This window comes from Streptomyces lincolnensis (assembly GCF_021173675.1).
Classification (GTDB): Bacteria; Actinomycetota; Actinomycetes; order Streptomycetales; family Streptomycetaceae; genus Streptomyces; species Streptomyces lincolnensis_B.
Map to the genome: position 1 here is coordinate 14,332 of NZ_JAIHON010000011.1, position 12,976 is coordinate 27,307.

General features: G+C 71.3%; 7 protein-coding genes. 2 read left to right on the forward strand and 5 right to left on the reverse strand.

What is annotated here, in order from left to right; all coding sequences use genetic code 11:
• Nucleotides 1-33 precede the first annotated feature (33 nt).
• From K4B79_RS30955 to K4B79_RS30975, 5 genes are all read right to left on the reverse strand, one after another.
• The gene (locus tag K4B79_RS30955; protein ID WP_232030569.1) at nucleotides 34-1,485 is read right to left on the reverse strand and encodes an alpha-amylase family glycosyl hydrolase; all 1,452 of its coding nucleotides are present in this window, start codon (nucleotides 1,483-1,485) and stop codon (nucleotides 34-36) included.
• The gene (locus tag K4B79_RS30960) at nucleotides 1,482-4,256 is read right to left on the reverse strand and encodes an MGH1-like glycoside hydrolase domain-containing protein (protein ID WP_232030570.1); all 2,775 of its coding nucleotides are present in this window, start codon (nucleotides 4,254-4,256) and stop codon (nucleotides 1,482-1,484) included. The genes K4B79_RS30955 and K4B79_RS30960 overlap by 4 nt, the downstream gene beginning before the upstream one ends.
• Before the next feature lie 137 nt (nucleotides 4,257-4,393).
• On the reverse strand, nucleotides 4,394-7,771 hold the full coding sequence (locus K4B79_RS30965) for a pyruvate carboxylase (RefSeq protein WP_232030572.1): 3,378 nt from the start codon (nucleotides 7,769-7,771) through the stop codon (nucleotides 4,394-4,396).
• A gap of 125 nt (nucleotides 7,772-7,896) precedes the next feature.
• Nucleotides 7,897-9,378: an MFS transporter gene (locus K4B79_RS30970; RefSeq protein WP_232030905.1), complete on the reverse strand. Its 1,482-nt coding sequence runs from the start codon at nucleotides 9,376-9,378 to the stop codon at nucleotides 7,897-7,899.
• A 194-nt stretch (nucleotides 9,379-9,572) separates the two neighbouring features.
• The gene (locus tag K4B79_RS30975) at nucleotides 9,573-10,283 is read right to left on the reverse strand and encodes a GntR family transcriptional regulator (RefSeq protein ID WP_232030574.1); all 711 of its coding nucleotides are present in this window, start codon (nucleotides 10,281-10,283) and stop codon (nucleotides 9,573-9,575) included.
• 101 nt (nucleotides 10,284-10,384) lie between these two features.
• Between K4B79_RS30975 and manD the strand changes: the two genes are divergently transcribed.
• Both manD and K4B79_RS30985 read left to right on the forward strand, forming a co-directional pair.
• Nucleotides 10,385-11,593, forward strand: a complete 1,209-nt coding sequence (gene manD, locus K4B79_RS30980) for a D-mannonate dehydratase ManD (protein WP_232030576.1) — start codon at nucleotides 10,385-10,387, stop codon at nucleotides 11,591-11,593.
• Nucleotides 11,590-12,957 carry a mannitol dehydrogenase family protein gene (locus K4B79_RS30985; protein WP_232030578.1) on the forward strand — a complete coding sequence of 456 codons (1,368 nt, stop codon included), beginning with the start codon at nucleotides 11,590-11,592 and terminating at the stop codon, nucleotides 12,955-12,957. The genes manD and K4B79_RS30985 overlap by 4 nt, the downstream gene beginning before the upstream one ends.
• Nucleotides 12,958-12,976 lie beyond the last annotated feature (19 nt).

Below are 12,976 nucleotides of genomic sequence, written 5' to 3' on the forward strand. Positions count from 1 at the left end.
TTCGCGCACACAGCGAGGCGGAAGGCCCCTGCCTCAGCCCGTCAGGGACAGGACGTGGACCTGCCATGCGTCCAGCGCCACGAACAGGCCCGCGTCGGCCAGTTCGTCGCCCGCGCGGTCGTACGTCTGCCCCGTGAGCAGGTCGGTCAGCCGGTGCTCGCGGCCCCGGAGGTCGTCCCACGGCAGCGGCACCCGCGCCTGGGCCGGGCGGCCGGAGTCGTTGACGACGACCAAGTGACGCGCATCCGTGTCCGTCCAGCTCCAGGCCAGCAGGGCGCGGTGGCTGTCGTTGTCCGGCCAGCCCGTCGGGGTCAGTTGGCGCCATGCGCCACGGCGTACGGCGGACGCGGCCTCCAGCAGGCGGCCGTAGAACTCCCGGGTCGGCTCGTCCACCGGTTCCTCGGGCCTGCGGGCGAGGAAGACGGGCGGGCGGACGCGGCGGCCCTCGAACTGGCCCTCGTGCCAGAGGGCCGCGCCGGGGAGGGTCGCGACGGTCACGGCCGCGGCCCGGCCGCGCGCGCCGGGGAAGGTGGCGACGGCGCGGGGTTCGTCGTGGTTCTCCAGGAAGCGCACCAGGCCCTGCTGGTAGGAGAGGTCGGCGTGCAGGTGGGCGCGCACGGAGTCGGCTTCCTCGTGGGCGAGGCGGTCGTGGAGCCGTTTGTCGTAGCAGTGGTCGAAGCCCTGCTGCTGGAGGGCCGATTCGAGGTCCCAGTAGGCCTCGGCGACGAACAGGAGGTGAGGGTGGCGCTCGCGCACGCGCGGGATGACGTACGGCCAGAAGTCGTCGGCGGGGATCGGGCCCGCGCGGTCTCCCCAGGTCTTGGCGAAGACGTCGTTCATCAGCAACATCGCCATGTCGCAGCGCACACCGTCCGCCTGGTCGCCGACGGAGATCAGCGTGTCGATCGCGGCCGCCCTCAACTCGTCGCTGAAGGCGTTCAGTTGGACCACGTCCGGCCACGGCGCGAAGAAGGGGTCCCGGCCCCGGGCGTAGATGTGTCCGCCGGTCTCCAGGAAGGCGTCCGGAGCGTGGGCCAGGTCCTCCGGGGTGCCCTGGATGAGGCAGTCGGGGCGGTCGGTGAGCCAGGGGTGGTCCGGGGCCACGTGGTTGGGGACGTGGTCGAGGATCAACTTCAGCCCGCGTGAGGCCAGTTGGGCGCGAGCGGCGGCCAGTCCTTCCGGGCCGCCGAGGGAGGCGTCGACGACGTAGTTCCGTACGCAGTACGGGGATCCGGCGATGTCCGTCTCGGTGACGTCGGGCAGGGCGGCCCGGAAGGACGCCATCAGGCCCTCGTCGCGCAGGGCGATCCGCAGTCCGGCGGGGCTGCGCTCCCAGACGCCCATCAGCCAGACGGTGTCGATGCCGGGCCTGGCGACCTCGTCCCAGACCTCGCCGGGCACATCGCCCAGGGTGACGGGGCGGCCGTAGCGGCGGCTCAACTCCCCCAGCCAGACGAGCGTGTTGATCTCGTAGATCACCGTCACGACAGCGGCTCCTCCCGCTCGCCCGTGGACCGCTCGCCCGTGGACCGCTCGCCCGTGGACCGCTCGTCCACTGGCCGCTCGTCCACGGGCCGCAGCGACTCCCGTCCGCCCTGGTGCCACTGGTCGGCGCTGATGGTGTGGAACAGCGTCACGGTGGCCGCGACCAGGCCGGTCCAGCCGGTCTGGTGGGAGGCGCCGAGGCCGGCGCCGTTGTCGCCGTGGAAGTACTCGTAGAAGAGGATCAGGTCCTTCCAGTGCGGGTCCTTGGCGAACACGCTCTGCGCCCCGTGCACGGGCCGGTGGCCGTCCGTGTCGGGCAGGAAGGTGGAGGTGAGCCGGTCGGAGATCTCGCGGGCGACCTCGTAGAGGTTGAGCCGGCGCCCGGAGCCGGTCGGGCACTCCACCGTGAAGTCGGGGCCGTGGTAGCCGTGCAGGTTGAGCAGGGCGCGGATGAGGAGGATGTTCATCGGGAACCACACCGGGCCGCGCCAGTTGGAGTTGCCGCCGAACATGCCCGAGTCGGACTCGGCGGGCAGATAGCCGACGCCGAACTTCTGGCCGTGCACCTCGAAGGTGTACGGGTGCTCGGCGTGGTGGCGGGAGAGCGAGCGGATGCCGTGCGGGCCGAGGAACTCCTTCTCGTCGAGCATGCGGGCCAGGATGCGGCGCAGCCGGTCCTCGCCGAACAGGGCGAACAGATACCGGCCGTCGACGGTGGGGTCCGCGCTGGCGTGCTGGGTGACGAAGGCCTCGACGGCCGGGTGTCGCCTGATGAAATCCTTTGCTCCTTCTACGAGTTGAGGGAACCGCTGGTCGGTCCGGCCGCCGATGACGCTGGTCGCCGCCAGCGGTATCAAGCCGACCAGGGACCGCACCTTCAGCCGGGTCGCGCTGCCGTCGGGCAGGCGCAACACGTCGTAGAAGAAGCCGTCCTCCTCGTCCCACAGGCTGGCGTTGTCGCGGCCGATGCGGTTCATGGCGACGGCGATCCAGGCGAAGTGCTCGAAGAGCATCTGGGCCTGCTCGACGTAGACCGGGTTCTCGACGGCGAGTTCGATGGCGATGTCCAGGAGGTTCTGGCAGTACAGGGCCATCCAGGCGGTGCCGTCGGCCTGGTCGAGGTGGCCGCCGGTGGGCAGGGGCGCGCTGCGGTCGAAGACGCCGATGTTGTCGAGGCCGAGGAAGCCGCCCTGGAAGACATTGTTGCCGTCGACGTCCTTGCGGTTGAGCCACCAGGTGAAGTTCTTCATCAGCTTCTGGAAGGCGTTCTCCAGGAAGGCGCGGTCGGCCCTGCCGGTGCGGTGCTTCTCCAGTTCGTAGACGAAGAGCACCGCCCAGGCATGCACGGGCGGGTTGACGTCGCCGAAGTTCCATTCGTACGCCGGGATCTGGCCGTTGGGGTGCAGATACAGGCGGCGCAGCAGCACGTCCAGCTGGCCCTTGGCGAAGCCGATGTCGACCATGGCCAGGGGGAGGGTGTGGAAGGCGAGGTCCCAGGCGGCGAACCAGGGGTACTCCCAGGTGTCCGGCATCGACATGATCTCGTCGTTGACCATGTGGTACCAGGAGCTGTTGCGGACGCGCGGGTCGGCGGAGAGCGGGTCGACGCCGTGCTCGGCGAGCCAGCGTTCGACGTCCAGGTAGTAGTACTGCTTGCTCCAGAGCATCCCGGCGAGTGCCTGGCGGACGAGGCGGCGCTCCTCCTCGCCCATGCCGTCGGGGGCGAGGGCGGCGTAGAAGGCGTCGGCCTCGGTGCGGCGGGTGTCCATGGTCGGGCCGAACTCGCCCCAGGCGTCGGTGAGTTCGGTGTCGGTCAGGCGCAGGCGGAGACGGGCGCTGTCCCCTGCGGGGATCGTCAGCACCTGGTGCACGGCGGCCTTGGTGCCGGTGCCCTCCGGGTTGACCGCGACCGTCTCGCCGTGGACCACGCGGCGGTCGATGCCGTCCTTGACGTAGGGCGCGCTGTTCGGGGTGCCGAAGATCCGTTCGTCGTTGGTCTCGTTGTCGGTGAAGAGGGTCTCGCCGCCCTCGAAGTAGAGCCTGCGGGTGCCGAGTTCGTCGTGGTCGGCCCGGATCGCGCCCTGGTCGCGGGTCAGGCGGGGCACCGCGGTGCCGCCGGCCCAGGACCAGGTGTGGCGGAACCACAGGGTCGGAAGGAGGTGCAGGACGGCCTCGTCGGGGCCGCGGTTGTGGGCGGTGATCTCGACCAGGAGGTCTTCGGGGCCGGCCTTGGCGTACTCGACGACCACGTCGAAGTAGCGGTCCTCGTCGAAGACGCCGGTGTCGAGGAGCTCGTACTCGAAGTCGCGGCGGCCCCGGGCGCGGTTGGTGGCGACGAGGTCGCCGTAGGGGAACTCGCCCTGGGGGTACTTGTAGAGGTACTTCATGTACGAGTGCGTGGGCGTGTTGTCGACGTAGAAGTAGTACTCCTTGACGTCCTCGCCGTGGTTGCCCTCGGCGTTGGTCAGGCCGAACATCCGCTCCTTGAGGATCGGGTCGCGGCCGTTCCACAGGGCCAGGGCGAAGCACAGCCGCTGTTTGTCGTCGCTGACGCCGGCGATGCCGTCCTCGCCCCAGCGGTAGGCGCGGGAGCGGGCCTGGTCGTGGGTGAAGTACGACCAGGCGTCGCCGTTGCTGCTGTAGTCCTCCCGGACGGTGCCCCACTGACGCTCGCTCAGGTACGGCCCCCAGCGCCGCCAGGGCACCGTCCCCGCGTCCGCCTCCGCCAGTCGCCGCCGCTCGGCATCCGGTGCGCCACTGCCCGTCGCCATCGCCCGTCCTCCTCGCCGTCCGGCACCCGTGTCCGGACGTCCAGACTCGGGCGGGCGGGAGCGGGCCGCAATGGCGGTGGGCCATATGGAAGCGGGTGCCTCGGTTCCGGCGCCGAGGGGCTCGGAGGTTCCGGGGCTCAGGCGATCTCGACCAGCAGGTCACCGCCCTCCACCTGCTGGATCTTGTTGATGGCGAGGCGGGAGACCCGGCCGGCCTTCGGGGCGGTGATGGCGGCCTCCATCTTCATCGCCTCGATGGTGGCGACCGTGGCGCCGGCGTCCACCTCGTCGCCCTCGGCGACGGTGAGGGTGACGACTCCGGCGAACGGCGCGGCGACATGGCCGGGGTCGGAGCGGTCGGCCTTCTCGGTGGCGGGGATGTCGGAGGAGGCGGCGGTGTCCCGGACCTGGATGGGGCGCAACTGGCCGTTCAGGGTGGACATCACCGTGCGCAGGCCGCGTTCGTCGGCCTCGCCGACGGCCTCCAGGGCGATGAGGAGCCGGACGCCGGGCTCCAGGTCGACGGCGTACTCCTTGCCCGGGCGCAGGCCGTAGAAGAAGTCCTTGCTGTCGAGGAGGCTGGTGTCGCCGTAGCTCTGACGGTGGGTCTCGAACGCGCGGGTCGGGCCGGGGAAGAGCAGGCGGTTGAGGGTGGCGCGGCGGTCCTTCTCCAGTCCGGTGCGGTCCTCGGCGGTGAGCTCCTGGACGGGCTTGGCCTCGGCGCGGCCCTCCAGGGCCCGGCTGCGGAAGGGCTCCGGCCAGCCGCCGGGCGGGGTGCCGAGTTCGCCGCGCAGGAAGCCGATGACGGAGTCGGGGATGTCGAAGCGGTTCGGTGTCTGTTCGAACTCCTCGGGGCTGACGCCGGCGCCGACCAGGTGCAGGGCGAGGTCGCCGACGACCTTGGAGGAGGGCGTGACCTTCACGAGGTGGCCGAGGATGCGGTCGGCGGCGGCGTACATCGCCTCGATGTCCTCGAAGCGGTCGCCGAGGCCGAGGGCGACGGCCTGGGTGCGCAGGTTGGACAGCTGGCCGCCGGGGATCTCGTGATCGTAGACGCGTCCGGTCGGGGAGGCGAGGCCGGCCTCGAAGGGGGCGTAGATGCGGCGGACGCTCTCCCAGTAGGGCTCCAGGTCGCCGACGGCCCGCAGGTCGAGGCCGGTGGGCCGGTCGGAGTAGTCGGTCGCGGCGACGATCGCCGACAGCGACGGCTGGGAGGTCGTCCCGGCCATGGAGGCCACCGCTCCGTCCACCGCGTCCGCGCCCGCCTGGACGGCCGCCAGGTAGGTGGCGAGCTGGCCGCCGGCCGTGTCGTGGGTGTGGATGTGCACGGGGAGGTCGAACTCGCGGCGCAGCGCGGAGACCAGCTTGGCGGCGGCGGGGGCGCGGAGCAGGCCCGCCATGTCCTTGACGGCCAGGACGTGGGCGCCCGCGTCGACGATCTGCTCGGCCAGCCGGAGGTAGTAGTCGAGGGTGTAGATCCGCTCGTTCGGGTCGGACAGGTCGGAGGTGTAGCACAGGGCGACCTCGGCGACGGCCGTGCCGGTCGCGCGGACGGCGTCGATGGCGGGCCGCATCTGGTTCACGTCGTTGAGCGCGTCGAAGATGCGGAAGATGTCGATGCCGGTGGCGGTGGCCTCCTGGACGAAGGCGTCGGTCACCTCCGTCGGGTACGGCGTGTAGCCGACGGTGTTGCGGCCGCGCAGCAGCATCTGGAGGCAGATGTTGGGCACGGCCTCGCGCAGGGCGGCCAGCCGGTCCCAGGGGTCCTCGGCGAGGAAGCGCAGGGCCACGTCGTAGGTGGCGCCGCCCCAGCACTCCAGGGAGAGCAGTTCGGGCAGGGTGCGGGCGACCACCGGGGCGACGGCGAGGAGGTCCTTGGTCCGCACCCGGGTGGCCAGCAGCGACTGGTGGGCGTCGCGGAAGGTGGTGTCGGTGACGCCGATGGTCCGCGACTCGCGCAGCCAGCGGGCGAAGCCCTCGGGGCCGCGGTCGGTGAGGATCTGCTTGGAGCCGGCGGCCGGTTCGGTGCCGGTGTCGACGCGGGGCAGCTTGGTCGTGGGGTCGATCAGGTCGGGCCGCTCGCCGTGCGGCTTGTTGACCGTCACGTCGGCCAGATAGGTGAGCAGCTTGGTGCCGCGGTCGGCGGAGTGCCGGGAGGTCAGCAGGTGCGGGCGCTCTTCGATGAACGACGTGGTGACGTGGCCCGCCTGGAAGTCCGGGTCGTCCAGGACGGCCTGGAGGAACGGGATGTTCGTGGCCACGCCCCGGATGCGGAACTCGGCCACGGCACGCCGGGCGCGGTTGACCGCGGTGGTGAAGTCCCGGCCCCGGCAGGTGAGTTTGACCAGCATGGAGTCGAAGTGCGCGCTGATCTCCGTGCCGGCGTGGGTGGTGCCGCCGTCGAGACGGATGCCCGAGCCGCCGGGCGAGCGGTAGGCGCTGATGCGGCCGGTGTCCGGGCGGAAGCCGTTGGCGGGGTCCTCGGTGGTGATACGGCACTGGAGGGCGGCGCCGCGCAGGGTGACCGTCTCCTGGGAGAGCCCGAGGTCGGCGAGGGTGGCGCCGGCGGCGATGCGCAGCTGGGCCTGGACGAGGTCGACGTCGGTGACCTCCTCGGTGACCGTGTGCTCGACCTGGATGCGCGGGTTCATCTCGATGAAGACGTGGTTGCCGTCGCGGTCGAGGAGGAACTCGACGGTGCCGGCGTTGCGGTAGCCGATCTCGCGGGCGAACCTCACCGCGTCGGCGCAGATCCGCTCGCGCAGTTCCGGGTCGAGGTTGGGCGCGGGCGCCAGCTCGATGACCTTCTGGTGGCGGCGCTGCACCGAGCAGTCGCGCTCGAACAGGTGGATGACGTTGCCCTGGCCGTCCGCGAGGATCTGGACCTCGATGTGGCGGGGGTCGACGACGGCCTTCTCCAGGAAGACGGTGGCGTCGCCGAACGCGGAGGCCGCCTCGCGGGCCGCCGCCTCGATGGACTCCCGCAGCTGTGCGGGGTCCTGGACCCGGCGCATGCCGCGTCCGCCGCCGCCGGCGACCGCCTTGACGAAGACGGGGAAGCCGATGTCGTCGGCGGCCCGGACCAGTTCGTCGATGTCGGTGGAGGGGGCCGAGGAGCCCAGTACGGGGACGCCGGCGGCGCGGGCGGCGGCGACCGCGCGGGCCTTGTTGCCGGTCAGTTCCAGGATGTCGGCGCTGGGTCCGACGAAGGTGATGCCCGCCTCCTCGCAGGCGCGGGCGAGCTCGGGGTTCTCGGAGAGGAAGCCGTAGCCGGGGTAGACGGCGTCGGCGCCGGCCTGCCGGGCGGCGCGGACGATCTCGTCCACGGAGAGGTAGGCCCGCACGGGATGCCCGGGTTCGCCGATCTCGTAGGCCTCGTCGGCCTTGAGCCGGTGCAGTGAGTTGCGGTCCTCGTGCGGGAAGACGGCGACGGTGCGCGCGCCGACCTCGTATCCGGCGCGGAAGGCGCGGATCGCGATCTCACCACGGTTGGCGACGAGTACCTTGCGGAGCATTCCCGTTCCCTTCGGCCTGCCGGTGAAGGACACCATGGTCTCGGCTGTGTCGGGTTCTGGCCATGAGAGGCGGGTCACGTGCCGCAGGGTGTTTTGCGGTGTTTCGCAGGGGAACCGGGACCGTTTCAGACCGGGCCGGGGGCCGAGTCGCCCTTGAGGCGTTCCAGGTCGGAGGGGCGGACCTGGATGACCAGGACCGCGATGAGGGCCGCGGCCAGGGTGAAGATGGCCGCCACCACGAAGGCGGCCGAGACCCCGGCGGTGAGGACCTCGTCGGCCCAGCGGCCCGGCAGTTGATTGGTGCGTTCGAACTGCGCCCGCTCGGCCGGGGTGGCCTGGGCGAGGAAGCGCGGGACCTGCTTCTCGGCCTCGTTGGTGCTGGCCGTGCCGAACATGGTGACCAGGATGGACAGCCCCAGCGAGCCGCCGACCTGCTGGGTGGCGTTGAGGAGGCCGGAGGCGGCGCCGGTCTCCTGGACGGACACGTTGGACAGCGCCATCAGGGTGAGCGAGACGAACTCCATGCCCATGCCCAGGCTGAAGACGAGCATCGGCCCGAGGACGCTGCCGGCGTAGGTGGAGTGGACGTCCGTGAGGGTGAGCCAGGCCAGGCCGGTCGCCGCGAGGACGGCGCCCACCACCATGAAGGGCTTGGGGCCGTAGGTGGGCAGGAACCGTGAGGCCAGTCCGGCGCCGATCGCGATGACCGCGCTGACCGGCAGGAAGGCGAGGCCGGCGGCGAGCGGGCTGAAGTCCAGCACGTTCTGCACGAAGAGCGTGAGGAAGAAGAACATGCCGAAGATCGCGGCGGCGAGGCAGAGCATGATGCCGTAGGTGCCCGCGCGGTTGCGGTCGGCGAACATGTGCAACGGCGTGATCGGCTGCCGGGATCTCCGCTCGACCAGGACGAAGACCGCGAGGACGACGACGGCCGCGCCGAAGGAGGCCAGGGTCAGCGCGTCCCGCCAGCCGTCCTGCGCGGCACGGATGAAGCCGTACACCAGCAGCACCATGCCCACGGTGGAGGTGAGGGCGCCGGTGATGTCGAAGCGGCCCGGGTGGCGTTCGGACTCCCTGATCCAGCGGGGGGTGGCGAGCACGATGAGCAGGCCGATGGGCACGTTGACGAAGAGCACCCACCGCCAGTTCAGCCACTCCACGAGGACGCCGCCGGCGAGCAGTCCGATCGCGCCGCCGCCCGCCGAGACCGCGGCGAAGACCCCGAAGGCCCGGTTGCGTTCCGGCCCTTCGCGGAAGGTCGTGCTGATCAGCGCGAGGGAGGTCGGGGAGGCGATGGCGCCGCCGACGCCCTGGAGGGCGCGTGCGGCGAGGAGTTGGCCGGAGTTCTGGGAGAGACCGCCGAGCAGGGAGGCGAGGACGAACAGCAGTACGCCGAAGACGAAGACCCGCCGTCTGCCGAGGATGTCCCCGGCCCGTCCGCCGAGGAGCAGCAGGCCGCCGAAGGTCAGCGTGTAGGCGTTGACCACCCAGGACAGGCTGGTGGTGGAGAAGTCCAGGGAGCGCTGGATCTCCGGCAGCGCGATGTTCACGATGGTGATGTCGAGGACCACCATCAGCTGGCAGGACGCGATGACCAGCAGGGCCATGGCGTTTCCACCACCGCCTGCTTTCTGCTGGGCGGTGGTCTGCGACGAGGAGTTCGGCTGCGCTGTACCCATGGCGTGTTGGGGCCCGGGGCCCCGGGTGGAGTCAGTGAACGGTTCCGTCCACTGTTCGACCGTACGCCCGCTTTGTGATCGTCACCACTCGATTGGCCGTATACGCCCCTGCGTCCGCGCACTCACTCCCAGACCACGACGTTGCGCCGGACCGGCACGGTGGAGGCGTCGGCGGCGAAGAGTTCGGGCGAGTGCGCGCGGATGCGCTCGATGTCGTCGAAGACGGCCCGCAGGTGGGTGCGCATGGCGGTGCGGGCGAGCGGGAGGTCGCCGCCGACGACCGCGTCGAAGATCTCGTGGTGCTGGGCGGCGAAGACGGCCGGGGAGACGTTCTCGTGCAGGCCCAGGCGTCGGGCCCGGTCGAGGTGGCCCTTGGCGGCGGCGACGGTCTTCCAGACGTCGCCGTGCCCGCCGAGCCGCATCAGGCCGTGATGGAAGGCCTCGTCCAGGGCGAAGAACTCCTCCAGACCGAGGTCGGCGCGCCGCTGGCGTGCGAGGTTGTCCCGCAGTTCCGCGACGACCGCGGTGTCGAGCCTGTCGGGCAGGCTGTCGAGGGAGGCGAGTTCCACGGCCTCGCGCAGGAACTGGGCGTCGGCGACCTGGGCCGGGTCGACCCGGGAGACGAAGGATCCGATCTTCGGGAAGACCTGCACCAGCCCTTCCTGGGCCAGCAGGATCAGGCTCTCGCGCACCGGGGTGCGGCTGACGCCCAGGGACGCGGCGAGTTCGTTCTCCGAGAGGGCGGCGCCCGGGGCGAGTTCGAGGGTCAGGACCATCTGACGCAACTTCAGGTAGATGTCGCGCCGACTCGTCCGCCCGTTCGTTTGAGCCATGCGCACATCGTACGTAGAGCCGCGGCACAAGTATTGCTCCTCTGTACGACAGATGCTTGTATACAAGTACTTCGCGACCACCAAGGAGCTCTGTGAGTCCCGTGAGCAAGATCGAACGTGCCGAGGTGCTCGTCGCCTCGCCCGGCCGCACCTTCGTCACCCTGCGCATCACCACCACCGACGGTGTCGTCGGCCTCGGGGACGCCACACTCAACGGCCGTGAGCTTGCCGTCGCGAGCTATCTGCGCGACCACGTGGTCCCGCTGCTGATCGGCCGGGACGCCGCCCGTATCGAGGACATGTGGCAGTACCTGTACAAGGGCGCCTACTGGCGGCGCGGCCCCGTCACCATGACCGCGATCGCCGCCGTGGACACCGCGCTGTGGGACATCAAGGGCAAGGTGGCCGGGCTGCCCGTCTACCAGCTCCTCGGCGGCCGCTCCCGCGACGGCGTCCTGGTCTACTCCCACGCCAGCGGCACCGACGTGCCCTCACTCCTGGACGACGTCGAGCGGTACCTGGAGATGGGCTACAAGGCCGTACGGGCGCAGGCCGCCGTGCCCGAGGTCGGGGGCACCTACGGCGTGCGCAAGGGCAAGGTCTACGAGCCGGCCGCGACCGAGCTGCCCGAGGAGCAGCCCTGGGACACCGAGGCGTATCTCGGTTTCGCGCCCACGTACCTGGAGGCCGTGCGGGAACGGTTCGGCTTCGGCTTCCACCTGCTGCACGACGTGCACCACCGGCTGACACCGATCGAGGCGGCCCGGTTCGGCAAGAGCGTCGAGGGCTGTCGGCTGTTCTGGATGGAGGACCCGACCCCGGCCGAGAACCAGGAGTCCTTCCGCCTGATCCGCGAGCACACCACCACGCCGATCGCGGTCGGCGAGGTCATGAACTCGATCTGGGACGTCCAGCACCTGATCACCGCACAGCTCATCGACTACGTCCGTACGACGGTCGTGCACGCCGGCGGCATCACCCATCTGCGGCGCATCTTCGACCTCGCCGCGCTCCACCAGGTGCGCACCGGCTCGCACGGGGCGACCGACCTCTCCCCCGTCAGCATGGCCGCCGCCGTGCACCTGGACCTCGCCGTGCCGAACTTCGGCATCCAGGAGCACATGGGCCATCCCGACGAGACCGCCGAGGTGTTCCGCACGGGGGTGACCTTCGCCGACGGCATGCTCCACCCCTCCGAGGAGCCCGGCCTCGGAGTCGAGTACGACGACAAGGCGGCCGAACGCTTCCCCTACCAGCGGCGCTATCTCCCCGTCGCACGCCGTCTCGACGGGTCGGTGCACGACTGGTGAGCGCCCCGCTGAGTCGTACGACGCTCTCCCGGCTGGCGCCCGAGCTGCGCCCCGAGGTCGATCCCGCCGAACTGCGCACCCGTGTCGTCCACTTCGGCCTCGGTGCCTTCCACCGGGCGCACCAGGCGGTCTACACCGAGCGGGCCGCCGCCCTGACCGGCGAGCCCTGGGGCATCGCGGCGGTCGCGCCCCGGTCGGCGGAGACGGTACGCGCCCTGCGGGAGCAGGACTGTCTGTACTCGCTGACCGAGCGCCGGCCGGACGGCGACCACTGCCGGGTGGTCGGCTCGGTCGTGGACGCGCTGGCCATGGGACCGGACGCCGGGGCCGTCGACGCGATGCTCGCGGACCCCGAGGTCACCGTCGTGACGCTGACCGTGACGGAGAAGGGCTACCAACGCTCCCCGGTGACGGGCGGGTTGGACACCGCGGCCGTCGCCGCCGACCTCGCCGCCGGTCCGGACGGCCCCCTCACCACCGTGATCGGGCGCCTTGCCGCCGGACTCGCCGCCCGGATGCGCGCGGGGGCGCCGCCGGTCAGCGTCGTCTCCTGCGACAACATGGCGGACAACGGGGGTGTGCTGCGCCGCGTGGTCGAGGACTTCGTACGGGCCTCCAACTGGCCGGACCGGGCACGGGTCCTGGAGCGGATGGCCGAGGCCGTGGCCTTCCCCTCGACGGTCGTCGACCGGATCGTGCCCGCGGTCGGGGAGGCCGATCGGGCCGGGGCGCTGGCCGCTCTGGGGGTGCGCGACGCGCTGCCGGTGACCGCCGAGCCCTATCGGCGGTGGGTGCTGGAGGACTCCTTCGCCGCGCCCCGGCCGCCCTGGGAGAAGGACGGCGCCCTGTTCGTCCCGGATGTGACGCCGTATCAGCTCACCAAGCTGCGGCTGCTCAACGGCTCCCACTCGGCGCTGGCGTACGTCGGCACGGCCGCCGGTCTCACCACGATCGCCGAGACCATGGCCACGGAGTGGGGCGAGCGGCTGGTGCGGGCACTGTGCGCGGAGGTCGCGCCCACCCTGCCCGCGGGCGGGCCCGATCCGGCCGGGTACGCCGACGACCTCGTGGCGCGTTTCCGCAACCCCGCGATGCGGCACCTGCTGCGGCAGATCGGCTCCGACGGATCATTGAAGATCCAGGAGCGCTGGCTGCCCGCCCTGCGGGAGCTGCGGGCCGACGGCGCCGGTACGCCGGTGCTCGAACTCGCCCTCGCCGCCTGGACGGTGAGCACCGGCCGGACGATGCCGGTGCGTGACCTGCTGGGATCCGTGGGCGCGGCCGACCTGGCGGAGGACGACAGCTTCGTCGCCGCCGTCACGGACCGGATCCCCGCGCTGCGCGCCGGACAGGTCGAGATCTGACTCCCCTCCCTCTTCTCCC

What these genes read in the sequence shown, in the direction of transcription:
- K4B79_RS30960 (WP_232030570.1), bottom strand. Translation starts at nt 4,256, where the DNA reads ATGGCGACGGGCAGTGGCGCACCGGATGCCGAGCGGCGGCGACTGGCG.
- K4B79_RS30965 (WP_232030572.1), bottom strand. Translation starts at nt 7,771, where the DNA reads ATGCTCCGCAAGGTACTCGTCGCCAACCGTGGTGAGATCGCGATCCGC.
- K4B79_RS30970 (WP_232030905.1), bottom strand. Translation starts at nt 9,378, where the DNA reads ATGGCCCTGCTGGTCATCGCGTCCTGCCAGCTGATGGTGGTCCTCGAC.
- K4B79_RS30975 (WP_232030574.1), bottom strand. Translation starts at nt 10,283, where the DNA reads ATGGCTCAAACGAACGGGCGGACGAGTCGGCGCGACATCTACCTGAAG.